Origin of the sequence: Cupriavidus basilensis (genome assembly GCF_000876015.1) — a bacterium.
Lineage (GTDB): Bacteria > Pseudomonadota > Gammaproteobacteria > Burkholderiales > Burkholderiaceae > Cupriavidus > Cupriavidus basilensis_B.
The window spans coordinates 94,847-115,865 of the sequence record NZ_BBQM01000012.1; the positions used below are offsets into that span (position 1 = coordinate 94,847).

23 protein-coding genes are annotated in these 21,019 nt (G+C 71.1%); 18 read left to right on the forward strand and 5 right to left on the reverse strand.

Annotated features, from left to right (window positions below; translation table 11 throughout):
• The first annotated feature begins 19 nt into the window (after positions 1-19).
• The 14 genes from KF708C_RS08265 to pip all read left to right on the forward strand — a co-directional run bounded on the left by KF708C_RS08265 (position 20) and on the right by pip (position 12,259).
• Positions 20-1,012 carry an aromatic/alkene monooxygenase hydroxylase subunit beta gene (locus KF708C_RS08265; protein ID WP_059411438.1) on the forward strand — a complete coding sequence of 331 codons (993 nt, stop codon included), beginning with the start codon at positions 20-22 and terminating at the stop codon, positions 1,010-1,012.
• Positions 1,013-1,022: 10 nt separating this feature from the next.
• Positions 1,023-1,322 (forward strand): MmoB/DmpM family protein, encoded by a 300-nt coding sequence (locus KF708C_RS08270; RefSeq protein WP_059411439.1) that lies wholly within the window; start codon positions 1,023-1,025, stop codon positions 1,320-1,322.
• Positions 1,323-1,365: 43 nt separating this feature from the next.
• Positions 1,366-2,880: an aromatic/alkene/methane monooxygenase hydroxylase/oxygenase subunit alpha gene (locus tag KF708C_RS08275; protein ID WP_059411440.1), complete on the forward strand. Its 1,515-nt coding sequence runs from the start codon at positions 1,366-1,368 to the stop codon at positions 2,878-2,880.
• A 40-nt stretch (positions 2,881-2,920) separates the two neighbouring features.
• On the forward strand, positions 2,921-3,280 hold the full coding sequence (locus KF708C_RS08280) for a phenol hydroxylase subunit P4 (protein WP_059411441.1): 360 nt from the start codon (positions 2,921-2,923) through the stop codon (positions 3,278-3,280).
• A gap of 27 nt (positions 3,281-3,307) precedes the next feature.
• The gene (locus tag KF708C_RS08285; protein WP_059411442.1) at positions 3,308-4,378 is read left to right on the forward strand and encodes an NADH:ubiquinone reductase (Na(+)-transporting) subunit F; all 1,071 of its coding nucleotides are present in this window, start codon (positions 3,308-3,310) and stop codon (positions 4,376-4,378) included.
• Between the two features lie 14 nt (positions 4,379-4,392).
• Positions 4,393-4,698, forward strand: a complete 306-nt coding sequence (locus KF708C_RS08290) for a 2Fe-2S iron-sulfur cluster binding domain-containing protein (protein ID WP_020203480.1) — start codon at positions 4,393-4,395, stop codon at positions 4,696-4,698.
• Between the two features lie 63 nt (positions 4,699-4,761).
• A complete protein-coding gene (locus KF708C_RS08295; RefSeq protein WP_059411443.1) occupies positions 4,762-5,694 on the forward strand; it encodes a catechol 2,3-dioxygenase in 933 nt (310 codons plus the stop codon).
• A gap of 51 nt (positions 5,695-5,745) precedes the next feature.
• The gene (locus KF708C_RS08300; protein WP_059411444.1) at positions 5,746-7,200 is read left to right on the forward strand and encodes a 2-hydroxymuconic semialdehyde dehydrogenase; all 1,455 of its coding nucleotides are present in this window, start codon (positions 5,746-5,748) and stop codon (positions 7,198-7,200) included.
• 35 nt (positions 7,201-7,235) lie between these two features.
• Positions 7,236-8,030 (forward strand): 2-oxopent-4-enoate hydratase, encoded by a 795-nt coding sequence (dmpE, locus tag KF708C_RS08305; RefSeq protein ID WP_059411844.1) that lies wholly within the window; start codon positions 7,236-7,238, stop codon positions 8,028-8,030.
• A gap of 31 nt (positions 8,031-8,061) precedes the next feature.
• Entirely contained in the window at positions 8,062-8,850 is a 789-nt protein-coding gene (dmpH, locus tag KF708C_RS08310) for a 2-oxo-3-hexenedioate decarboxylase (protein WP_020203476.1), read from the forward strand.
• A gap of 108 nt (positions 8,851-8,958) precedes the next feature.
• Positions 8,959-9,150, forward strand: a complete 192-nt coding sequence (locus KF708C_RS08315; protein ID WP_020203475.1) for a 2-hydroxymuconate tautomerase — start codon at positions 8,959-8,961, stop codon at positions 9,148-9,150.
• Positions 9,151-9,170: 20 nt separating this feature from the next.
• A complete protein-coding gene (locus KF708C_RS08320; RefSeq protein WP_020203474.1) occupies positions 9,171-10,115 on the forward strand; it encodes an acetaldehyde dehydrogenase (acetylating) in 945 nt (314 codons plus the stop codon).
• 23 nt (positions 10,116-10,138) lie between these two features.
• Positions 10,139-11,218, forward strand: a complete 1,080-nt coding sequence (dmpG, locus tag KF708C_RS08325) for a 4-hydroxy-2-oxovalerate aldolase (protein WP_059411445.1) — start codon at positions 10,139-10,141, stop codon at positions 11,216-11,218.
• Positions 11,219-11,299: 81 nt separating this feature from the next.
• Complete coding sequence (pip, locus tag KF708C_RS08330) at positions 11,300-12,259, forward strand: prolyl aminopeptidase (protein ID WP_059411845.1); 960 nt, start codon at positions 11,300-11,302, stop codon at positions 12,257-12,259.
• A gap of 17 nt (positions 12,260-12,276) precedes the next feature.
• On the opposite strand, the gene KF708C_RS08335 is transcribed toward pip, so the two are convergent.
• Positions 12,277-13,275, reverse strand: coding sequence for a GlxA family transcriptional regulator (locus KF708C_RS08335; RefSeq protein WP_059411446.1), 999 nt, complete (start codon positions 13,273-13,275; stop codon positions 12,277-12,279).
• Between the two features lie 100 nt (positions 13,276-13,375).
• On the opposite strand from KF708C_RS08335, the gene KF708C_RS08340 reads away from it, so the two are divergent.
• Positions 13,376-14,200 (forward strand): SDR family NAD(P)-dependent oxidoreductase, encoded by an 825-nt coding sequence (locus KF708C_RS08340; protein ID WP_059411447.1) that lies wholly within the window; start codon positions 13,376-13,378, stop codon positions 14,198-14,200.
• Between the two features lie 11 nt (positions 14,201-14,211).
• On the opposite strand, the gene KF708C_RS08345 is transcribed toward KF708C_RS08340, so the two are convergent.
• The 4 genes from KF708C_RS08345 to KF708C_RS08360 form a co-directional block, all read right to left on the reverse strand.
• The gene (locus tag KF708C_RS08345) at positions 14,212-15,006 is read right to left on the reverse strand and encodes an amino acid ABC transporter ATP-binding protein (RefSeq protein ID WP_059411448.1); all 795 of its coding nucleotides are present in this window, start codon (positions 15,004-15,006) and stop codon (positions 14,212-14,214) included.
• 14 nt (positions 15,007-15,020) lie between these two features.
• Complete coding sequence (locus KF708C_RS08350) at positions 15,021-15,671, reverse strand: amino acid ABC transporter permease (RefSeq protein WP_059411449.1); 651 nt, start codon at positions 15,669-15,671, stop codon at positions 15,021-15,023.
• Positions 15,672-15,686: 15 nt separating this feature from the next.
• Complete coding sequence (locus KF708C_RS08355; protein ID WP_059411846.1) at positions 15,687-16,346, reverse strand: amino acid ABC transporter permease; 660 nt, start codon at positions 16,344-16,346, stop codon at positions 15,687-15,689.
• A 71-nt stretch (positions 16,347-16,417) separates the two neighbouring features.
• Entirely contained in the window at positions 16,418-17,212 is a 795-nt protein-coding gene (locus KF708C_RS08360; RefSeq protein WP_020203466.1) for a transporter substrate-binding domain-containing protein, read from the reverse strand.
• Positions 17,213-17,503: 291 nt separating this feature from the next.
• On the opposite strand from KF708C_RS08360, the gene KF708C_RS08365 reads away from it, so the two are divergent.
• The 3 genes from KF708C_RS08365 (at position 17,504) to KF708C_RS08375 (ending at position 21,016) form a co-directional block, all read left to right on the forward strand.
• The gene (locus KF708C_RS08365) at positions 17,504-18,370 is read left to right on the forward strand and encodes a MurR/RpiR family transcriptional regulator (RefSeq protein ID WP_059411450.1); all 867 of its coding nucleotides are present in this window, start codon (positions 17,504-17,506) and stop codon (positions 18,368-18,370) included.
• 121 nt (positions 18,371-18,491) lie between these two features.
• Complete coding sequence (locus KF708C_RS08370) at positions 18,492-19,778, forward strand: diaminopropionate ammonia-lyase (protein ID WP_059411451.1); 1,287 nt, start codon at positions 18,492-18,494, stop codon at positions 19,776-19,778.
• A complete protein-coding gene (locus KF708C_RS08375) occupies positions 19,775-21,016 on the forward strand; it encodes a Zn-dependent hydrolase (protein WP_059411452.1) in 1,242 nt (413 codons plus the stop codon). Before KF708C_RS08370 ends, KF708C_RS08375 begins: the two co-directional genes overlap by 4 nt.
• Positions 21,017-21,019 lie beyond the last annotated feature (3 nt).

Below are 21,019 nucleotides of genomic sequence, written 5' to 3' on the forward strand. Positions count from 1 at the left end.
GGACCCAGGAGACCCAGCCATGCAAGTCGACATCAAGACCCGGCAGATCGAGCCGCTGCGCCAGACCTACGGCCACGTGGCGCGCCGCTTCGGCGACAAGCCCGCGTCGCGCTACCAGGAGGCCACCTACGACGTGCAGTCGGAGGTCAACTTCCACTACCGCCCCACCTGGGACCCGGGCCACGCGCTCTACGACAAGAGCCGCACCGCCATCGTCATGGCGGACTGGTACGCGCTCAAGGACCCGCGCCAGTACTACTACGGCGCCTACGTCGGCGCGCGCGGCCGCCAGCAGGACGCCACCGAGAAAAGCTTCGCCTTCGTGGAGAAGCGCGGCCTGCTGCAGGCGCTGCCGGCCGAGTGGCGGGAGCGCCTGGCCGATGGCCTGCTGCCGCTGCGCCACGTGGAGTGGGGCGCCAACATGAACAATTTCTATTGCGCCGACTACGGCTGGGGCACCGCCATCACGCAGGCCTGCACCTATTGCGCGATGGACCGGCTCGGCATCGCGCAGTACCTGTCGCGCATCGGCATGCTGCTCGACGGCAATACCGGCGCGGCGCTGGAGCGCGCCAGGGCGGCCTGGCTGGACAGCCCGGCGTGGCAGCCGCTGCGCCGCATGGTCGAGCACAGCTTCGTGATCGAGGACTGGTTCGAGACCTTCGTCACCCAGAACCTGGTGCTCGACGGCCTGCTCTATCCGCTGGTGTACCAGCACGCCGACGCCGCCATCGCGCGCGCCTGCGGCACCGGGCTGGCGGTGCTGACCGAGTTCATGAACGACTGGCGCGAGGAGCACGCGCGCTGGGTCGACGCCGTGGTGCAGACCGCGGCGGCCGAGTCGGAGGCCAACCGCGCGCTGCTGGCGGGCTGGGCGCGCGGCGCGCGCGCGCAGGCCGGCGCCGCGCTGGTGCCGGTGGCGGACACGCTGCTGGGCGCCGGCGGCGAGCAGGCCGTGGCGCTGTGCCTGGAGCAGTTCGACGTGCGCCTGCGCAAGCTCGGCCTGGACTGAGGAGCGCGCCATGACCGCCAATACCGCCAACGTCTCCAACGTCTCCAACGTCTACATCGCGCTGCAGAGCAACGACGACACCCGCCCCATCATCGACGCCATCACCGAGGCCAACCCGCACGCCGTGGTGTCGCGCTTTCCCGCGATGGTGAAGATCGACGCGCCGGGGCACCTCACCATCGTGCGCGCGCTGGTCTCGGACAAGCTCGGCCGCGACTGGGACCTGCAGGAGATCCACCTCAACCTGATCTCGCTGTGCGGCAACATCGACGAGGACGACGACGCCTTCACGCTGCGCTGGAACGACTGAATTCACCGCCGCGCCGGCGGCGGGCAAGCATAACGGAGACATCATGGACGCACGCAAGAAACTCAACCTGCGCGAGAAATACGCGACGATGACGCGCGACCTCGGCTGGGAGACCACCTACGAGCCGATGGACAAGGTCTTTCCCTACGACAAGTACGAGGGCATCAAGATCCACGACTGGGACCAGTGGGAAGACCCGTTCCGCATGACGATGGACGCCTACTGGAAATACCAGTCGGAGAAGGAGCGCAAGCTGTACGCGATCATCGACTCCTTCGTGCAGAACAACGGCCACCTCAACGTCTCCGACCCGCGCTACCTGAACGCGCTGCGCCTGTTCCTGACCGGCGTGACGCCGCTGGAGTACGCCGCGCACCGCGGCTACGCCCATCTCGGGCGCCATTTCCGCGGCGCCGGCGCGCGCGTGGCGGCGCAGATGCAGTCCGTCGACGAGCTGCGCCACGCGCAGACGCAACTGCACACGATGTCGGTCTACAACAAGTATTTCCACGGCTTCGGCGAATGGCGCCACATGCACGACCGGGTCTGGTACCTGTCGGTGCCCAAGTCGTATTTCGAGGACGCCATGAGCGCGGGGCCGTTCGAGTTCATCACCGCGATCTCGTTCTCGTTCGAGTACGTGCTGACCAACCTGCTGTTCATGCCCTTCATGTCGGGCGCGGCCTACAACGGCGACATGGCCACGGTGACGTTCGGCTTCTCGGCGCAGTCGGACGAGTCGCGCCACATGACGCTGGGCCTGGAAGTGGTGAAGTTCCTGTGCCAGCAGGACCCCGGCAACATCCCCATCCTGCAGAAGTGGCTGGACAAATGGTTCTGGCGCGGCTTCCGCCTGCTCACGCTGGTCGGCATGATGATGGACTACATGCTGCCGCGCCGCGTGATGTCGTGGGCCGAGGCCTGGGAGATGTACTTCGAGCAGGCCGGCGGCGCGCTGTTCCGGGATCTGGAGCGCTACGGCCTGCGCATGCCGAAGCACCACGAGGCCGCCACCCGCACCAAGGACCGCATCACGCACGAAGCGTGGGGCACCTTCTACAACTACGCCGCTGCCGCCGGTTTTCACACCTGGATCCCCAAGCCCGACGAGATGGCATGGCTGGCGCAGAAGTACCCCGACACCTTCGAGCGCTACTACAAGCCGCGCCTGGACCACTGGCACGCGCGCCAGCAGGCCGGCGAGCGCTTCTACAACGGCACGCTGCCGATGCTGTGCCAGACCTGCCAGATCCCGATGGTGTTCTCCGAGCCGGACGACCCCACCCAGACCTGCTACCGCGAGAGCAGCTACCACGGCATGAAGTTCCACTTCTGCTCGGACGGCTGCAAGGACATCTTCGACGGCGAGCCGGAGAAATACGCGCAGGCCTGGCTGCCGGTGCACCAGATCTACCAGGGCAACTGCGGCGGCGCCGCGCTCGGGGACGTGCTCAAGTGGTACCGCCTCGACGCCGGCGCGGACAACCTCGACTTCGAGGGCTCGCAGGACCAGCGGAACTGGAACGCCTGGAAGGGCGTGCCGGGCGCGGCCGCCTGAGCGCGCCGCCGGCAAGAACGAACACAGCGAGGAGACCACCATGCCCGTCGTATCCATCGGCCCCTACGAATTCGAGCCCGCCGACCGCGCCGGCGCCTTCCACGGCAACCGGCTGCTCTATGTCGGCTGGGACCGCCACCTGCTGTTCTGCGCGCCGCACTGCCTGCCGTTCCCGCCCGCCACGCGCCTGCGCGACGTGGTGGAGAACGTGCTGCCGGGCATCTACGGCTACCACCCCGACTTCGCCCGCATCGACTGGCGCCGCGTGGAGTGGCTGCGCGGCAGCGTGCCGTGGGAGCCGGACCTGGACCGCACGCTGGAAGAGAACGGCCTCGGCCACAAGGACGTGATCCGCTTCCGCACGCCGGGGCTGGACGGCATCGGCGGCAGCGGCAGTTGAGCGGCGCGGGCCGCGAGGAGAACCGATATGTATGCACTGACCATCGAGCCGATCGGCCAGACCATCCCCATCGCGCCCGGGCAGACCGTGCTCGACGCCTGCCTGCGCGGCGGCGTGTGGCTGCCGCATGCGTGCTGCCACGGCTTGTGCGCCACCTGCAAGGTGCAGGTGGTGGACGGCGAGTTCGAGCACGGCGCGGCCTCGGGCTTCGCGCTGATGGATTTCGAGCGCGACAACGGCCAGTGCCTGGCGTGCTGCGCCACCGCGCAGTCCGACCTGGTGATCGAGGCCGACATCGAGGAAGACGCCGACTCGCTCGGCCTGCCGCTGGCCGACTACCGCGCCGAGGTGGTGGCGACGCGCGCGCTCACGCCCACCATCCGCGGCATCTGGCTGCGCGTGAAGGACGGTGGCGCCGCCGCCTTCCAGGCCGGGCAATACCTCAACCTGCACGTGCCCGGCTGCGACCAGCCGCGCGCGTTCTCGCTGGCCAGCCGGCCCGGCGACGAGCTGGTCGAGCTGCACGTGCGGCGCGTGCCGGGCGGGCAGGCCACCGGCTACCTGCACGAGCGGCTGGCGGTGGGCGACGAGCTGCGCTTCTCCGCGCCCTACGGCCGCTTCTTCGTGCGCGGCTCGGCGCGCGCGCCGATGATCTTCCTGGCCGGCGGCTCCGGCCTGTCCAGCCCGCGCGCCATGATCCTCGACCTGCTGGCCGCCGGCGAGACGCTGCCGCTCACGCTGGTGCAGGGCGCGCGCGACCGGGCCGAGCTGTACTACCACGACGAGTTCCGCGCGCTGGCGCGGGCGCATCCCAACTTCCGCTACGTGCCGGCGCTGTCCGACGAGCCGGCCGGCAGCGGCTGGGGCGGCGCGCGCGGCTACGTGCACGAGGTGCTGCGCGGCCTGTACGCCGGTTCCGCGGAGCACGCCGACTTCCGCGGCCACAAGGCCTACCTGTGCGGGCCGCCGCCGATGATCGAAGCCTGCATCCGCACGCTGATGCAGGGGCGGCTGTTCGAGGCGGACATCCACACCGAGACATTCCTCTCGGCGGGCGACGCGCGGGACAGCGCGCGCAGCCCGCTGTTCAGGATCTGACGAAAGGCGCGGCCATGCACAACGTGGAGATCGCCGGCAGCGGGCAGTGTTACCCGTGCGCGCCGGAACAGAACCTGCTGCGCGCGATGGAGGCGCTGGGCCGGCGCGGCATCCCGTCCGGCTGCCGCGGCGGCGGCTGCGGGGTGTGCAAGGTGCGCATCGAGTCGGGCCGCTACCGCACCGGCAAGATGAGCCGCGCCTGCCTGTCGGAAGCGGAGCAGGGCAGCGGGCTGGTGCTGGCCTGCAAGACCTACCCGGACAGCGACATCCGCCTGCGGCCGGTGGCGCTGCTGGCGCGCTGCCTGGCGCGGCGCGGCTGAAGACGCAGCCGCGGCGGTCAAACGCGGCAGGACGAAGACGGACCCATCATCAAGGAGACAGACATGGCATTGACAGGCGTATTGCGCCCGGGGCACGTGGCATTGCGCGTGCTGGAGCTGGAGCCGGCGCTCAGGCACTACATCGATGTACTCGGGCTGATCGAAACCGCGCGCGACGACCAGGGGCGCGTTTTCCTCAAGGCGTGGGACGAGCACGACCACCACAGCGTGGTGCTGCGCGAGGCCGACAGCCCGGGCATGGACTACATGGGCTTCCGCGTCGACAGCGGCCACTCGCTGGAGCGCCTGGCGCGGGACGTCGAGCGCTCGGGGCTGGCCACCGGCTGCGAGTGGATCGCCGCCGGCGAGCATCCGCGCACCGGCGCGCGCTTTCGCTTCATCATTCCCACCGGCCACGCGATCGAGCTGTTCGCCGACAAGGACAAGCTCGGCTGCCTGACCGGCGACCGCAACCCCGACCCGTGGCCCGACGACCTGCGCGGCATGGCGCCGAGCCGCTTCGACCACTGCCTGCTGTACGGCGACGACCTCGACGGCACCGTGCGCCTGTTCCGCGACGTGCTCGGCTTCGCGCTGGCCGAGGAAGTGGTGGCGGGGCCGGACCGGACGATGATCGGCGCGTTCCTGACCTGCTCCAACAAGGCGCACGACATCGCCTTCATCCGCCACCCGGAGAAGAACAAGTTCCACCACGCGTCGTTTACCCTCGACAACTGGGGCGAGGTGCTCAAGGCCGCCGACATCATCTCCAAGAAAGACGTCTCGCTCGACATCGGCCCCACGCGCCACGGCATCACGCGCGGCGCCACCATCTACTTCTTCGACCCCTCCGGCAACCGCAACGAAGTGTTCTCGGGCGGCTACATCCACTACCCGGACAAGCCCACGATCACGTGGACCGACAACGAGCTCGGGCGCGCGATCTTCTATCACGACCGCAAGCTGAACGATGCGTTCCTGAACGTGCTGACCTGAGCGGAGCGGCTGCCCGCCCACGTATCCGAGGCCACAACCATCGAGACCAACATGAAAGAATTCAAGAACTTCATCAACGGCGAGTGGGTCGGCACCGCGCGCCGGTTCGAGGACCGCAACCCGGTCGACAACAGCCTGATCGGCCACGTGCACGAGGCCGGACAGGCCGAGGTGGATGCCGCCGTGGCGGCGGCGCGGCAGGCGCTGCGCGGGCCGTGGGGCCGCATGGACGCGGCGCGGCGCGTGGCGCTGCTGCACGCCGTGGCCGACGGCATCGAGCGCCGCTTCGACGACTTCCTGCAGGCCGAGATCGCCGACACCGGCAAGCCGCTCGCGCTGGCCAGCCACGTGGACATCCCGCGCGGCGCGGCCAACTTCAAGGTGTTCGCCGACCTCATCCGGAACGTGCCCACGGAGAGCTTCGCCATGTCCACGCCGGACGGCGGCGAGGCCGTCAACTACGCGGTGCGCGCGCCGCGCGGCGTGATCGGCGTGGTGTGCCCGTGGAACCTGCCGCTGCTGCTGATGACGTGGAAGGTCGGCCCGGCGCTGGCCTGCGGCAACACCGTGGTGGTCAAGCCGTCGGAGGAGACGCCCGCCACCGCCACGCTGCTCGGCGAGGTGATGAACGAGGCCGGCGTGCCGCCGGGCGTCTACAACGTGGTGCACGGCTTCGGACCCGATTCGGCGGGCGCCTTCCTGACCGCGCACCCGCACGTCGACGGCATCACCTTCACCGGCGAGACGCGCACCGGCGAGGCCATCATGAAGGCGGCGGCCAGCGGCGTGCGCCCGGTCTCGTTCGAGCTGGGCGGCAAGAACGCCGGCATCGTGTTCGCCGACGCGGACTTCGACAAGGCGGTGGCCGGCATCGCGCGCGCGGCCTTCGAGAACAGCGGCCAGGTCTGCCTGGGCACCGAGCGGGTCTACGTGCAGCGGCCGGTCTTCGCGCGCTTCGTCGGCGCGCTCAAGGCCCGCGCGGAGGCGCTCCGGCTGGGCCGGCCCGCCGACGAGGGCGTGGGCATGGGCCCGCTGGTATCGAAGGAGCACCAGGCCAAGGTGCTGTCGTACTACCGCAAGGCGGCCGAGGCCGGCGCCACCGTGGTGACCGGCGGCGGCGTGCCGCCGATGCCGGGCGCGCTGGCCGAGGGCGCCTGGGTGCAGCCCACCATCTGGACCGGCCTGCCCGAGGACGCCGCCGTGATCCGCGAGGAGATCTTCGGGCCGTGCTGCCATGTCGCGCCGTTCGACACGGAGGAAGAGGCGGTGCGCCTGGCCAACGACACGCCCTACGGGCTGGCCGCCACGGTGTGGACGTCCGACCTCGGCACCGCGCACCGCATGGGCCGCGCGCTCGACGTGGGCATCTGCTGGATCAACGCATGGTTCCTGCGCGACCTGCGCACCGCCTTCGGCGGCGCCAAGCAATCCGGCATCGGCCGCGAGGGCGGGGTGCATTCGCTGGAGTTCTACACCGAACTGCGCAATATCTGCGTGAAGCTGTGAGGCCGGCCATGCGCAACGACAAACCAGACGAGACGATGAAGGACAAGCTCACCGAGGCGCAGATCCGCGAGACCGGCGCCAGCCTGCACCGGGCGCTGCGTGCGCGCGCGCCGCTGGCGCCGCTGACCGAAACCTGGCCGGGCCTGTCCATCGACGACGCCTACCGCATCCAGCTCGCGATGGTGGGGCATCGCATCGACGCCGGCGAGCGAGTGGTGGGCAAGAAGATCGGCGTGACCAGCCGCGTGGTGATGGACATGCTCGACGTGCGCCAGCCGGACTTCGGCCACCTGCTGTCGGGCATGGTCCACGGCGACGGCGCGGCGATCGCCGCCGATACGCTGATCGCGCCCAAGGCCGAGGGCGAGATCGCCTTCGTGCTCAAGGCGGACCTGGAAGGGCCGGGCGTGACCAATGCCGACGTGCTGCGCGCCACCGCCTGCGTGCTGCCGTGCTTCGAGATCGTCGACTCGCGCATCCGCGACTGGAAGATCCGCATCCAGGACACCGTGGCGGACAACGCGTCGTCGGGGGTGTTCGTGCTCGGCGACGCGGCGGTGGACCCGTGCGGGCTGGACCTGGGCACCGTGGGCATGACGCTGGAGAAGAACGGCGAGATCGTCGCCACCGGCGCCGGCGCGGCCGCGCTGGGCCATCCGGCCAACGCGGTGGCGTGGCTGGCCAACACGCTCGGGCGCCTGGGCCTCGGCCTGAAGCAGGGCGAGGTGATCCTGTCCGGCTCGCTGGCCGCGATGGTGCCGGTCAAGGCCGGCGACCAGCTTCGCATCAGCCTGGGCGGCATCGGCTCGGCCGGTGTGCGCTTCGTGTGAACCCCGTTTGCCTGCCGTTCCGGAATTCGCCATGAACCTGACCCAAGACACCATCGCGCAGCTCGCCGGGCTGCTGGAAGACGCCGAGCTCAAGCGCGAGCCGGTACGCAAGATCACCGATGCCCATCCCGGCATGGACTGGGACGACGCCTACGCCATCCAGGACGCGATCCGCGCGCGCAAGGAGGCGCGCGGCACCCGCGTGGCCGGGCTCAAGATGGGCCTGACCTCGTTCGCCAAGATGCGCCAGATGGGCGTGACCGAGCCGGTCTATGGCTTTCTCACCGACTATGGCGCGTGCATGGACGGCGGCGTCATCGACACCGCCGCGCTGATCCACCCCAAGGTGGAGGCGGAGATCGCCTTCGTGCTGCGGCGGCCGCTGCGCGGGCCCGGCTGCCATATCGGCGACGTGCTGGCCGCCACCGACTTCGTGCTGCCGGCGGTGGAGGTGATCGACTCGCGCTACGAGCAGTTCCGCTTCGACCTCAAGAGCGTGATCGCCGACAACACCTCGTCGGCGCGCTTCGTCGCCGGCGGCACGCACCGCCGCGCCGGGGGGCTGGACCTGAAGAACCTCGGCGTGGTGCTGGAGAAGAACGGCGAGGTGGTGGCCACCGCCGCCGGCGCGGCGGTGCTGGGGCATCCGGCCAGCAGCGTGGCGATGCTGGCCAACATGCTGGGCGCGCGCGGACGCGCGCTGCCGGCCGGCACCTTTATCATGACCGGCGGCGTGACCGAGGCCATCGCGGTGGCGCCGGGGGACTGCATCACGGCGCGCTACCAGCATCTGGGCACGGTATCGATGCGCTTCGCCTGAGCACGGCGGGGCGCGCGGCCATGCCCGGCCGCGGGCGGCGCCCGCGGCCCGCCCCCGACATTCAACATCCAACATCCAACATCCAACATCCAACCGGAGCCAAGCACCATGCCCATCATGCAAGTCTTCCTGATCGAAGGCCGGACCGAAGAACAGAAGGCGCGCCTCATCCGCGCGCTCACCGATGCCGCGGTGGAATCGATCGGCGCGCCCGTCGAAAGCGTGCGCGTGATGATCACCGAGGTGCCGAACACGCAGTTCGGCATCGCCGGCAAGACCGCGAAGGAACTGGGCCGCTGAGGCGGCGAAGGAGAACCGGCATGGACACGAAAGCCAGCGGCAGGCACAAGGTTGCCATCCTCGGCTCGGGCAACATCGGCACCGACCTCATGATCAAGGTGATGCGCCAGGCCAGGCACCTGGAGATGGGCGCGATGGCCGGCATCGACGCGGCCTCGGACGGGCTGGCGCGGGCCGCCCGCCTGGGCGTGCCCACCACCGCCGAGGGCATCGAGGGGCTGGTGGGGATGGCGGGCTTCGGCGACATCCGCATCGTCTTCGACGCCACCTCGGCCGGCGCCCACGCGCGCCACGACGCGGTCCTGCGCGCGCACGGCGTGCAGGTGATCGACCTCACGCCGGCCGCGCTGGGGCCCTATGTGGTGCCGGTGGTCAACCTCGACCAGCAGCTGGAGGCGCGCAACATCAACATGGTGACGTGCGGCGGGCAGGCCACCATCCCGATGGTGGCGGCGGTGTCGCGCGTGGCGCGCGTGCACTACGCGGAGATCGTGGCGTCGATCTCCAGCCGCTCGGCCGGGCCGGGCACGCGCGCCAACATCGACGAGTTCACCGAGACCACCAGCCGGGCGATCTGCTCGGTGGGCGGCGCCGCGCGCGGCAAGGCCATCATCGTGCTGAACCCGGCCGAGCCGCCGCTGATGATGCGCGACACGGTATTCACGCTGTCGGAGGACGGCGACCCGGCGGCGATCGAGGCCAGCATCGAGGCGATGGCCGCCGCCGTGCGGGCCTACGTGCCGGGCTACCGCCTCAAGCAGCGCGTGCAGTTCGAACGCATCGACCCCGCCGCGCCGCTCAACATCCCGGGCCTGGGCCCGACGAGCGGGCTCAAGACCTCGATCTTCCTCGAGGTGGAGGGCGCCGCGCACTACCTGCCGGCCTATGCCGGCAATCTCGACATCATGACCAGCGCCGCGCTTGCCTGCGCCGAGCGCCTGGCGCAGACGCGGCTGGCGGCATGAGCGCCGCGCCCACGGAGACAGACATGGACCAGCAAGCCACGCCATCCACGCCATCCACGCCGACCGGCGGGAAGAAGCTCTACATCTCGGACGTCACGCTGCGCGACGGCAGCCACGCCATCCGCCACCAGTACGGCCTCGGCGACGTGCGCCGCATCGCCGCCGCGCTGGACGCCGCGCGGGTGGACTCGATCGAGGTCGCGCACGGCGACGGCCTGGCCGGCTCCAGCTTCAACTACGGCTTCGGCGCGCATACCGACCTCGAATGGATCGCCGCGGCGGCCGAGACCGTGCGCCACGCGAAGATCGCCACCCTGCTGCTGCCCGGCGTGGGCACCGTGCACGACCTGCGCGCGGCCTTCGACGCCGGCGCGCGCGTGGTGCGCGTGGCCACCCACTGCACCGAGGCGGATGTCTCGCGCCAGCACATCGAGTACGCGCGCGGGCTCGGCATGGACACCGTGGGCTTCCTGATGATGAGCCACATGACCACGCCCGCCGCGCTGGCGCAGCAGGCCCGGCTGATGGAAAGCTACGGCGCGCAGACCGTGTACGTGGTCGACTCGGGCGGCGCGCTCGGCATGAACGACGTGCGCGAGCGCTTCCGCGCGTTCAAGGACGTGCTCAGGCCCGAGACGCGGACCGGCATGCACGCGCACCACAACCTGGGCCTGGGCGTGGCCAACTCCATCGTCGCGGTGGAGGAGGGCTGCGACCGCGTCGACGCCAGCCTCGCCGGCATGGGCGCCGGCGCCGGCAACGCGCCGCTGGAAGTGTTCATCGCGGCGGCCAGCCGGCTCGGCTGGGACCACGGCTGCGACCTGTACACGCTGATGGATGCCGCCGACGACATCGTGCGGCCGCTGCAGGACCGGCCGGTGCGGGTGGACCGCGAGACGCTGGCGCTGGGCTACGCGGGGGTGTATTCGAGCTTCCTGCGCCACGCCGAGGCCGCCGCCGCGCGCTATGCGCTGAAGACCGTCGACATCCTGGTGGAGCTGGGCCGGCGCCGCATGGTGGGCGGCCAGGAAGACATGATCGTCGACGTGGCGCTGGACCTGGCGGCGCGCCGCGACGGGCGGGGCGCGCGCGCGGCGGCCTGACCCCGGAGGGCCGGAGGGCGGAGGGCGGGGCGGCGGTCTACAATCTCGCGCAGGCAACCTTTGAACCTCGACGAACCCGACATGACCGCACTGCGCACGCTCTACCCGCCGATCGAACCCTACGCGAGCGGCACGCTCGACGTCGGCGACGGCCACGTCATCTACTACGAGCGGGTCGGCACGCCGGGCGGCAAGCCCGCGGTGTTCCTGCACGGCGGGCCCGGCGGCGGCATCTCGGCCGAGCACCGGCGGCTGTTCGACCCCGCGCGCTACGACGTGCTGCTGTTCGACCAGCGCGGCTGCGGCCGCTCCACGCCGCACGCGGGCCTGGAGGCCAACACCACCTGGCACCTGGTCGAGGACATCGAGCGGCTGCGCCGGCTGGCCGGCGCCGAGCGCTGGCTGGTGTTCGGCGGCTCGTGGGGCTCGACGCTGGCGCTGGCCTACGCGCAGCGCCACCCGGAGCGGGTCAGCGAACTGGTGCTGCGCGGGATCTACACGCTCAGCAAGGCGGAGCTGAACTGGTATTACCAGTTCGGCGTGTCGGAGATGTTCCCGGAGAAGTGGGAGCGCTTCCAGGCGCTGGTGCCGGAGGCCGCGCGCGGCGACATGCTGGGCGCCTACCGCAAGCTGCTGACCGGCAGCGACCGCGACAAGCAGATCGAGGCCGCCAAGGCGTGGAGCCTGTGGGAGGGCGAGACCATCACGCTGCTGCCCGATCCGGCGTTCTCCGCCACGCATGGCGACGGGCATTTCGCGCTGGCCTTCGCCCGCATCGAGACGCACTACTTCGTGCACGGCGGCTGGCTGGAAGAAGGGCAGCTGCTGCGCGACGCGCACCGGCTGGCCGGCATTCCCGGCGTGATCGTGCATGGCCGCTACGACATGCCGTGCCCGGCGCGCCATGCCTACGCGCTGCACCGGGCCTGGCCCGGCGCCGATTTCCATCTGGTCGAAGGGGCCGGCCACGCGTGGTCGGAGCCGGGCATCCTCGACCAGCTGGTGGCGGCCACGGACCGGTTCGCCGCCGGCCGCGGATAGCGCCGGCGGCGAACCGGTCAGGCGGCTTGCGCTTCGGTTTGCGCCTCGGCCTCCGCGCGGTTCATGCGCCGGATCGCCTGCGGCGGCTGGCCGAACGCGCGCAGGAACGCGCGCCGCATGCGCTCGCGGTCGCCGAAGCCGGTGTCGCGCGCCACCACGTCGATCGGGTGGCGCCCGGACTCCATCATCAGCCGCGCGGCCTCCACGCGCAGGTGTTCCACCGCCTTGGCCGGGGTCTGGCCGGTTTCCTCGCGGAAGGCCCGGCTGAACTGGCGCGGGCTGAGATGCGCGGCCTGCGCCAGCTGTTCCACCGACAGTTCCTCGTGCAGGTTCTGGCGCGCGTAGTCCAGCGCGGACTGGATGCGGTCGGACCTGGGCTCCAGCTCGAGCAGCGCGGAGAACTGCGACTGGCCGCCCGCGCGGCGGTGGTAGACCACCAGCTTGCGCGCCACCTGGCGCGCGATCTCGGCGCCCGCGTCCTTTTCCACCAGCGCCAGCGCGAGGTCGATGCAGGCGCTCATGCCGGCCGAGGTCCAGACCGGGCCGTCGATGATGAAGATGCGGTCTTCCTCCATCTTGACGCGGGGGTAGGCGCGGCGGAAGCGCGCGGCGTAGAACCAGTGGGTGGTGGCGCGGCGGCCGTCGAGCAGGCCGGTCTCGGCGAGGTTGAAGGCGCCCGTGCAGGTGGCGCCGATGCGCCGCGCGGCCGGCGCGGCCCGCCGCAGGAACGCGGTCAGCGCCGGCGGCGTGGGCTGGACGTCGTTGTCGCCGACCACCAGCACGGTATCGAACGGCTGGTCGTCGAGCGGCATCGTGGTGACGGAAAAGCCGCCCGAGGTGGGCACCGGGCCGCCGTGCTCGGACAGCAGCACGACCTCGTAGAGCGCGCGGCCGGCGGTGATGTTGGCGAATTCCAGCACCGTGGTGACGGCCAGATTCATGGCCTGGAAGCCGGGATAGACGACGATGCCGGTGCGCAGCGGGGCGCGGCCGGCCAGCAAGGTGGGCGATGGCATGAAAGGTGGCATCTATGACATTGGCGCCATCGGACTATACGCCTAATCTTGCTTCCGTGATGACCGGCAATCGGGCCGGCAGCGACAACGGAGAGCCCTCATGGCAACCACCCAATCCACCGCAGACCAATCCCACCGGGGCACGGCCCTCATCACCGGCGCCTCTTCCGGCATCGGCGCGATCTACGCGGACCGGCTCGCCCGGCGCGGCTACGACCTGATCCTGGTGGCGCGCAACCGCGAGCGGCTCGACACGCTGGCCGGGCGCCTGACCAGCGAGACCGGCCGCTCGGTCGAAGTGGTCGCGGCGGACCTGGCCCGCGACGCCGACGTGCGCCGGCTGGAAACGCTGCTGCGCGAGGACGCCAGCATCACCCTGCTGGTCAACAACGCCGGCATCGGCGCGGCGGCTCCGCTGCTGCAGTCGGACGTCGACAAGATGGAAGCCATGATCGCGCTCAACGTGACCGCGCTCACGCGTCTGACCTACGCCGTGGCGCCGGCCTTCGTGGCGCGCGGCACCGGCGCCATCATCAACATCGCCTCCATCGTGGCGGTGGCGCCCGAACTGCTCAACGGCGTGTACGGCGGCTCGAAGGCGTTCGTGCTGGCCTTCACGCAGTCGCTCCAGCATGAGCTGGCCGCCAGCGGCGTGCGCGTGCAGGCGGTGCTGCCCGGCGCCACCCGCACCGACTTCTGGGAAGTCGCGGGCCAGTCGGTGGACAACCTGCCGCAAGCGTGGGTGATGAGCGCCGCGGACATGGTCGACGCATCGCTGTCCGGCTTCGACCAGGGCGAAGTGGTCACGATACCGTCGCTGCCGGAGGCGGCCGACTGGCAGGCCTTCGAGGCGGCGCGCGCGGCGCTGGGGCCGAACCTGTCGCGCAGCGAGCCGGCGGCACGCTTCAAGGCCGCGGCGGCCTGAGGCGGCGCCGTTCAGGCGCCGTGCGACGCCGACAGGAACTGCCTGAGCTCGGGCGTGCGGGGCTCGCCGAAGATCGCCTGCGGCGGGCCCATCTCGTGCACCTTGCCGTCGTGCATGAAGACCACGCGGTCGCTGACCTTGCGCGCGAACTGCATTTCATGCGTGACCATGACCAGGGTCATGCCGTCGGCGGCCAGCGCCTCGACCACGCCGAGCACTTCGCCGACCAGCTCCGGGTCGAGCGCGGAGGTGATTTCGTCGCACAGCAGGACCTCGGGCTCCATCGCCAGCGCGCGCGCGATCGCCACGCGCTGCTGCTGGCCGCCGGAGAGCCGGTCCGGATGGCTGTCGAACTTCTCGCCCAGCCCGACGCGCTCGAGCAGGGCCCGGGCGCGCCGGCGGGCTTCGGCCTTCGGCACATTGGCGACCAGCGTGGGCGCGAGCATCACGTTCTGCCCGGCGCTCAGGTGCGGGAACAGGTTGAAGCCCTGGAAGATCATGCCCACGTTCTGCCGCAGCTCGCGCATGGCCCTGGGGTCGCCCTGGCGCAGCGGCTGGCCGTCCACGCTGACGGTGCCGTCCTGGAAGCTCTCCAGGCCGTTGATGCAGCGTAGCAGCGTGCTCTTGCCCGAGCCGCTGCGGCCGATGATGCAGATCACCTCGCGGCGGCCGATCTGCAGGTCGATGCCCTTGAGGACTTCGTGCTCGCCGAAGCGCTTGCGCAGGCCGCGGATGTCGACCAGGGCGAACGGTGCGGAAGGGGTGGAAGGGGGCGCGGCGGTGGTGGATTCGTCAGGTGTCGGCATCGTGTGCGCTCGGCTCATGCGTTGGTTTTCAGGCGCCGCTCCAGGTGCCGGCTCCAGGCCGACAGCGGAAAGCACAGCGCGAAGTAGAGCAGCGCCACGCCGCCGTAGGCCACGAACGGCTGGAAGGTGGCGTTGGCGATCATCTGCCCGGCCTTGGTGACTTCGACGAAGCCGATCACCGAGGCCAGCGCGGTGCCTTTCACCACCTGCACCAGCATGCCCACGGTCGGCGCCACGGCGATGCGCGCGGCCTGCGGCAGGATCACGTGGCGCAACTGCTGCCAGGGCGTCATGGCGAGGCTGGCCGAGGCTTCCCATTGGCCGCGCGGGATGGCCTCGACGCAGCCGCGCCAGATCTCGGTCAGGTAGGCGCTGGTGTACAGCGTCAGGCACAGCGCGGCGGCCAGCAGCGCCGAGGTGTCGATGCCCAGCAGCGCGAGCCCGAAGTAGGTCAGGAACAGCTGCATCAGCAGCGGCACGCCCTGGAACACCTGCACGTAGCCGGCGATGCCGGTGGCCGCGCCCGGCAGCCGGGTGAAGCGCGCGACCAGCAACAGCAGCCCGACCACGCCGCCGCCGGCGAACGCGATCAGCGACAGGCCCGCGGTCCAGCGCAGCGCCAGCAGCAGGTTGCGCAGCACGTCCCACAAGGAAAATTCAACCATGCGTGTCTCCGGGGCTCAGCGGCCAAAGATCAGGCGCGCGCCGATGCGGTTGAGCGCCGCGCGCACCAGCACGGCGAGCGCGAAGTAGGCCGCCGCCGCGACGATGTACGCCTCGAAGCTGCGGTAGGTGCGGCTGGCGATCAGGTTGGCGGCGTAGGAGAGCTCCTCGGCGGAGATCTGGCTGCATACCGACGACCCCAGCATGACGATGACCACCTGGCTCACCAGCGCCGGCCACACCCGCGCCAGCGAGGGCGGCAGCACCACGCGCGTGAAGGTCTGCCAGCGGTCCAGCGCGAGGCTCTGCGCCGCCTCGATCTGGCCGCGCGGCGTGGCCTCGAGGCCGGCGCGGATGATCTCGCAGGCGTAGGCGCCGAGGTTGAGCGTCATCGACAGCACGCAGGCCAGCTCGACGGGCAGCCGCACGCCGGCCGCGGGCAGGCCGAAGAAGATGAAGAACAGCTGGACGATGTAAGGCGTGTTGCGCACGGACTCCACGTAGGCGGCCACCAGCAGGCGCGGCGCGCGCGTGCCGTGGATGCGGGTCCACGCGCAGCCGATGCCCAGCACCGTGCCGCAGGCCGCGGAGAAGGCCGTGAGGAGCAGCGTGAGCCAGAGCCCGTGCAGCAGCATCGGCCACTGGGCGAGGACGGTGGCGAAGTCGAGGGAGATCATGCGGTCGGGCGGCAAGGGTTGGCGATGCCCGCGCGGCGGTGGCGGCGCGCGGGCGGCGGCTGGCGGAAGGCTTATTCCGGCAGCTCGCCGGTGCCGCGGCCGAGCCAGCGCTGGGCGTAGGCGTTCAGCGTGCCGTCGGTCTTGGCGGCGCTGAGGATCTGGTTGACCTTCTCGCGCAGCGCGGTCTCGCCCTTGCGCACGCCGACGAAGTTCGGCGAGTCCTTGAGCAGCAGCTTGTATTCCGCGTCCGCCTTCGGGTTCTTGGCGATGGCGGCGGCCGCCACGGCCGCGCCGGTGGCCAGCAGCTGGGTCTGCTGCGTCACGAAGGCGGTCACCGTGGCGTTGTCGTCGTCGAAGCGCTGGATCTTCAGCGTCGGCGGCGCGACCTGCTGCAGCACGTCGTCCTGGATGGTGCCGCGCGTGACCGCGATGGTCTTGCCGCCGAGGTCGGCGAAACTCTTGATGCTCAGCGACTTCGGCCCGAACACGGCCTGGTAGAAGGGCGCGTAGGCGACCGTGAAGTCGATCACCTTGGCGCGCTCGGCGTTCTTGCCGAGCGCCGACACGATCAGGTCGATCTTCCTGGTCTGCAGATAGGGGATGCGGTTGGGCGTGCTCACCGGCACCAGCTCCGCCTTGACGCCGAGCTTGTCGGCGATCAGCTGCGCCACCGCGACGTCGAGGCCCTGCGGCTTGAGATCCGGGCCGACGAAGCCGTAGGGCGCGAAGTCGGTGGGGATGCCGATGGCGATCGACTTCTTGCCGAGCACGGCGTTCAGGGAATCGTCGGCGCGCGCCGGCATGGATGCCACGAGGACCGCGCCTGCGATCAGGCCGGCAACGGCGGTGAACTGTCTGCGTTTCATTACGACACCTTTCATCAGTCGGTGGGAGGGATGGCAGGCTCTGTAGGCAAAGAGCGTGCCACGCGCGCCCGGCGCGGCGGCCGGGACCGCGCGGGCGGCCGCGCGGCCGCGCCGGGCGGCGCTTCCGGGGCATCGGCCCGCGCCCGGCCCGGCCCTGGCATCGCATTTGCTCATGGCTCTGGCATAGAAGAAACTACGGTTTCATATGCACCACAACATGAAATTCGTGTTTCATAACAGTGCGCTCGCGGCCAGTTTGGTGCGCGGCGCGGCACCAGGCAGCCAACAGACATGAGCGACGCCCTCGAAACCCAGATCCGGCAGTGCTACGGCGAGCTGTCCGCCGCCGAGAAGAAACTCGCCGACGTGCTGGTGGCGCGGCGCAAGGACCTGCTGAGCTATTCCGCCACCGAGCTGGCCGAGCTGGCCGGCGTGTCCAAGGCCAGCGCGGCGCGTTTTTTCCGGCGCCTTGGCCATGCGGACTTCAACGCGTTCCGGCGCTCGCTGCGCGAGCAGGTGTCCGAGCAGTCGCCGCTGTTCCTGCTGGAGCACGCCGGGCTGCCGCGCGCGGCGAAGGGCGGCAGCACGGCACTGGCCGCGCTGCAGGCGCACGTGGCGCTCGACAGCAGCCGGCTCGCGGCGCTGCCGGAACAACTGAGCGCGCGCGCGCTCGAGGTGGCGATGACCGAGCTGGCCGGCGCGCGGCGCGTGTGGGTGGTGGGCTACCGCAACAGCTTCATGCTGGCCTTCTACGCCAACGCGCTGCTCTCGCAGGTGCGCCCCGAGGTCTACCTGCTCAACGAGCAGGCCGGCAAGGATGCCGAGCTGATCGCCGAGATCGACGGCAAGGACGTGCTGCTGGCGGTGGATTTCCGCCGGCGCACGCGGCGCCTCAAGGGCGTGGTGACGCTCGCGCGCGAAGCCGGCGCGAAGCTGATCCTGCTCAGCGACGCGCCGGTGTCGGCGCTGGCGCCGGACGCCGACGCGCTGCTGCGCTGCTCGCACCACGGCGGCCAGGTGTTCGATTCCTACGTGGCGGCGGTCAGCCTGGTGAACTACCTGGCCGGCGCGATGGCCGGGCGCGCGCGCAAGTCCTCGCGGGCGCGCATGGCGCGCGTGGAGCGCGCGCACGAGGTGCTGGCCGACCTCGACGCCTGACGTCGCTCCCTCTTTGCTCCCTTTATTGCTCCTTTTATCGTCTCTTTTCGTCCCTCTTTTCCTCGCGCGACGCGCCGCATCCGTCGGCGCGGACCGCCATCCCGACCGGAACCTCAGACGCATGAACGCACTTCCTTCCCTCTCGCTTGCCCTGCTTCCCAACCCCGCCCTGCGCCGCGACGAGCCCTACGGCGCGCGCCGCGCGGCCATCCTCGGCGCGCCGGCGCTGGCCGACGCGCGCCGCGAGATCGGCGCCTGGGCCGGCTACGCGCCCACGCCGCTGGCGGCGCTGCCGGCGCTGGCGGCCGCGCTGGGCGTGGCCGAGGTGCGCTACAAGGACGAGGGCTCGCGCTTCGGCCTGGGCAGCTTCAAGGCGCTCGGCGGCGCCTACGCGGTGGGCCGGCTGCTGTGCCGCGAGCTGGGCCGGCGCCTGGGGCGCGCGCTGTCCATCGCCGAGCTCGCCGATCCGGCCGTGCGCGGGCTCTGCGCGGAACTGACCGTGACCTGCGCCACCGACGGCAACCACGGGCGCTCGGTGGCGTGGGGCGCGCAATTGTTCGGCTGCCAGTGCGTGATCTATATCCACGCGACCGTCAGCGCGGGCCGCAAGGCCGCCATCGAGGCCTTCGGCGCCGAGGTGGTGCGCACCGGCGGCAACTACGACCAGGCCGTGCAGCAGGCGGACCGCGACGCCCGCGCGCGGGGCTGGCACGTGATTTCCGACACCTCCTACCCCGGCTACATGGACGTGCCGCGCGACGTCATGCAGGGCTACCAGGTGATGGTGGCGGAGGCGGTCGAGGCGCTGCCGCAATGGCCCACGCATGTGTTCATCCAGGCCGGCGTGGGCGGCTTCGCCGCGGCGGTGTGCGCGTATTTCTGGGAGCGCGAGCAGGGCAGCGGGAAGGGCAGCGGCGCGGGTCCGCGGCCGGTGTTCGTGGTGGTGGAGCCGGCCCGCGCCGACTGCCTGATGCGCAGCGCGCGCGCCGGCGCCGTCACCGCGGTGACGGGCGAGCTCGACACGCTGATGGCCGGGCTGGCCTGCGGCGAGGTCTCGCTGCTGGCGTGGGAGATCCTGGCCAATGGCGCCGACGCCTTCTGCACCATCGAGGACGAGGCCGCGGTGGCGGTCATGCGCCTGCTGGCCAGCCCGGCCGGCGGCGACCCGGCCATCGTCGCCGGCGAGTCCGCCGTGGCGGGGCTGGCGGCGGCCATCGCGGCGATGCAGGACCCGGCCGCGCGCGCGGCGCTGGGCCTCGACGCGCGCAGCCGCCTGCTGCTGATCGGCAGCGAGGCGGACACCGATCCCGAGCTGTACGCGCGGCTGGTCGGGCGCAGCGCGGACAGCGTGCGCGCCGGCCGTGCCCAGGGCGCGGATGGCATGGACAACGCGGAGGATGCGGCATGAGCGCGCCCGCCTGTCCCCGCATCGACGGCGAGCGGCTGCTGGCCAGCCTCGATGCGTTCGCCCGGCACGGCGCCATCGACGGCGGCGGCGTGTGCCGGCTGGCCCTGACCGATGCCGACCGGCACGGCCGCGACTGGACCGTGGCCCGCATGCGCGAGCTCGGCATGACCGTCACCATCGACGCGATCGGCAACGGCGTCGCGGTGTATCCGGGCAGCGCCGACCTGCCGCCGGTGATGATCGGCTCGCACATCGACACCGTGCGCACCGGCGGGCGCTATGACGGCAACTACGGCGTGCTGGCCGGGCTGGAGGTCGTGGCGACCCTGCGCGACGCCGGCCTGCGCCCGCGCCGCCCGCTCGCGGTGGCCTTCTTCACCAACGAGGAAGGCGCGCGCTTCCAGCCCGACATGATGGGCTCGCTGGTCTACGTGGGCGGCCTGCCGCTGCCGAAGGCGCTGGCCACGGCCGGCATCGACGGCAGCACGGTGGGCGAGGAGCTGCGCCGCATCGGCTACGCCGGCACCGCGCCGGTCGGGCGGCCCGCCGTCGACAGCTTCGTCGAGCTGCATATCGAGCAGGGGCCGGTGCTGGACCAGCGCGGCGTGCAGATCGGCGTGGTGGAGGGCGTGCAGGGCATCTCGTGGACCGAGTACCGCATCGAGGGCGTGTCCAACCACGCCGGCACCACGCCGATGGAGATGCGGCACGACGCGGGCCACGCCGCGGCGTGCGTCGCCGTGTTCGTGCGCGAGCTGGCGCTGCGCTACGGCGGCCGGCAGATCGGCACGGTGGGCGCGATCCGTTTCGAGCCCAATCTGATCAACGTCATTCCCAACCGCGCGGTGTTCACGGTGGACCTGCGCAACACCGACGAGGCAATGCTCGCGCGCGCGGAAGCCGAGGTGCAGGCCTTCGCCGAGCAGGTATGCGAGGCGCAGGGCTTGTCGCTGCTGCATACGCGGCTGGCGCGGTTCGCGCCGGTCGCGTTCGACCCGATGGTGACCGGGCTGGTGCAGCAGGAGGGCGAGGCGCTGGGCCTGTCCATGCTGCGCATGCCCAGCGGCGCCGGCCACGACGCCCAGATGCTGGCGCGGGTGTGCCCGGCCGGCATGATCTTCGTGCCCAGCGTCAAGGGGTTGAGCCACAACGTGCGCGAGTTCACCGAGCCGGCGGACCTGGTCAACGGCGCGCAACTGCTGCTGCAGGTGGTGCTGAAGCTGGCGGACCGGCCGTGACCT

Bases quoted from the DNA above. Each gene is read 5' to 3' on its own strand.
- dmpH (WP_020203476.1), top strand. From the start codon at position 8,062: ATGAACCTGACCCAAGACACCATCGCGCAGCTCGCCGGGCTGCTGGAA.
- KF708C_RS08285 (WP_059411442.1), top strand. From the start codon at position 3,308: ATGTATGCACTGACCATCGAGCCGATCGGCCAGACCATCCCCATCGCG.
- KF708C_RS08320 (WP_020203474.1), top strand. From the start codon at position 9,171: ATGGACACGAAAGCCAGCGGCAGGCACAAGGTTGCCATCCTCGGCTCG.
- KF708C_RS08335 (WP_059411446.1), bottom strand. From the start codon at position 13,275: ATGCCATCGCCCACCTTGCTGGCCGGCCGCGCCCCGCTGCGCACCGGC.
- KF708C_RS08300 (WP_059411444.1), top strand. From the start codon at position 5,746: ATGAAAGAATTCAAGAACTTCATCAACGGCGAGTGGGTCGGCACCGCG.
- KF708C_RS08315 (WP_020203475.1), top strand. From the start codon at position 8,959: ATGCCCATCATGCAAGTCTTCCTGATCGAAGGCCGGACCGAAGAACAG.
- KF708C_RS08345 (WP_059411448.1), bottom strand. From the start codon at position 15,006: ATGCCGACACCTGACGAATCCACCACCGCCGCGCCCCCTTCCACCCCT.
- KF708C_RS08360 (WP_020203466.1), bottom strand. From the start codon at position 17,212: ATGAAACGCAGACAGTTCACCGCCGTTGCCGGCCTGATCGCAGGCGCG.
- KF708C_RS08280 (WP_059411441.1), top strand. From the start codon at position 2,921: ATGCCCGTCGTATCCATCGGCCCCTACGAATTCGAGCCCGCCGACCGC.
- KF708C_RS08290 (WP_020203480.1), top strand. From the start codon at position 4,393: ATGCACAACGTGGAGATCGCCGGCAGCGGGCAGTGTTACCCGTGCGCG.
- KF708C_RS08340 (WP_059411447.1), top strand. From the start codon at position 13,376: ATGGCAACCACCCAATCCACCGCAGACCAATCCCACCGGGGCACGGCC.
- dmpG (WP_059411445.1), top strand. From the start codon at position 10,139: ATGGACCAGCAAGCCACGCCATCCACGCCATCCACGCCGACCGGCGGG.
- KF708C_RS08365 (WP_059411450.1), top strand. From the start codon at position 17,504: ATGAGCGACGCCCTCGAAACCCAGATCCGGCAGTGCTACGGCGAGCTG.
- KF708C_RS08350 (WP_059411449.1), bottom strand. From the start codon at position 15,671: ATGGTTGAATTTTCCTTGTGGGACGTGCTGCGCAACCTGCTGCTGGCG.
- KF708C_RS08355 (WP_059411846.1), bottom strand. From the start codon at position 16,346: ATGATCTCCCTCGACTTCGCCACCGTCCTCGCCCAGTGGCCGATGCTG.
- KF708C_RS08275 (WP_059411440.1), top strand. From the start codon at position 1,366: ATGGACGCACGCAAGAAACTCAACCTGCGCGAGAAATACGCGACGATG.
- KF708C_RS08265 (WP_059411438.1), top strand. From the start codon at position 20: ATGCAAGTCGACATCAAGACCCGGCAGATCGAGCCGCTGCGCCAGACC.
- KF708C_RS08295 (WP_059411443.1), top strand. From the start codon at position 4,762: ATGGCATTGACAGGCGTATTGCGCCCGGGGCACGTGGCATTGCGCGTG.
- pip (WP_059411845.1), top strand. From the start codon at position 11,300: ATGACCGCACTGCGCACGCTCTACCCGCCGATCGAACCCTACGCGAGC.
- KF708C_RS08270 (WP_059411439.1), top strand. From the start codon at position 1,023: ATGACCGCCAATACCGCCAACGTCTCCAACGTCTCCAACGTCTACATC.
- KF708C_RS08375 (WP_059411452.1), top strand. From the start codon at position 19,775: ATGAGCGCGCCCGCCTGTCCCCGCATCGACGGCGAGCGGCTGCTGGCC.
- dmpE (WP_059411844.1), top strand. From the start codon at position 7,236: ATGAAGGACAAGCTCACCGAGGCGCAGATCCGCGAGACCGGCGCCAGC.
- KF708C_RS08370 (WP_059411451.1), top strand. From the start codon at position 18,492: ATGAACGCACTTCCTTCCCTCTCGCTTGCCCTGCTTCCCAACCCCGCC.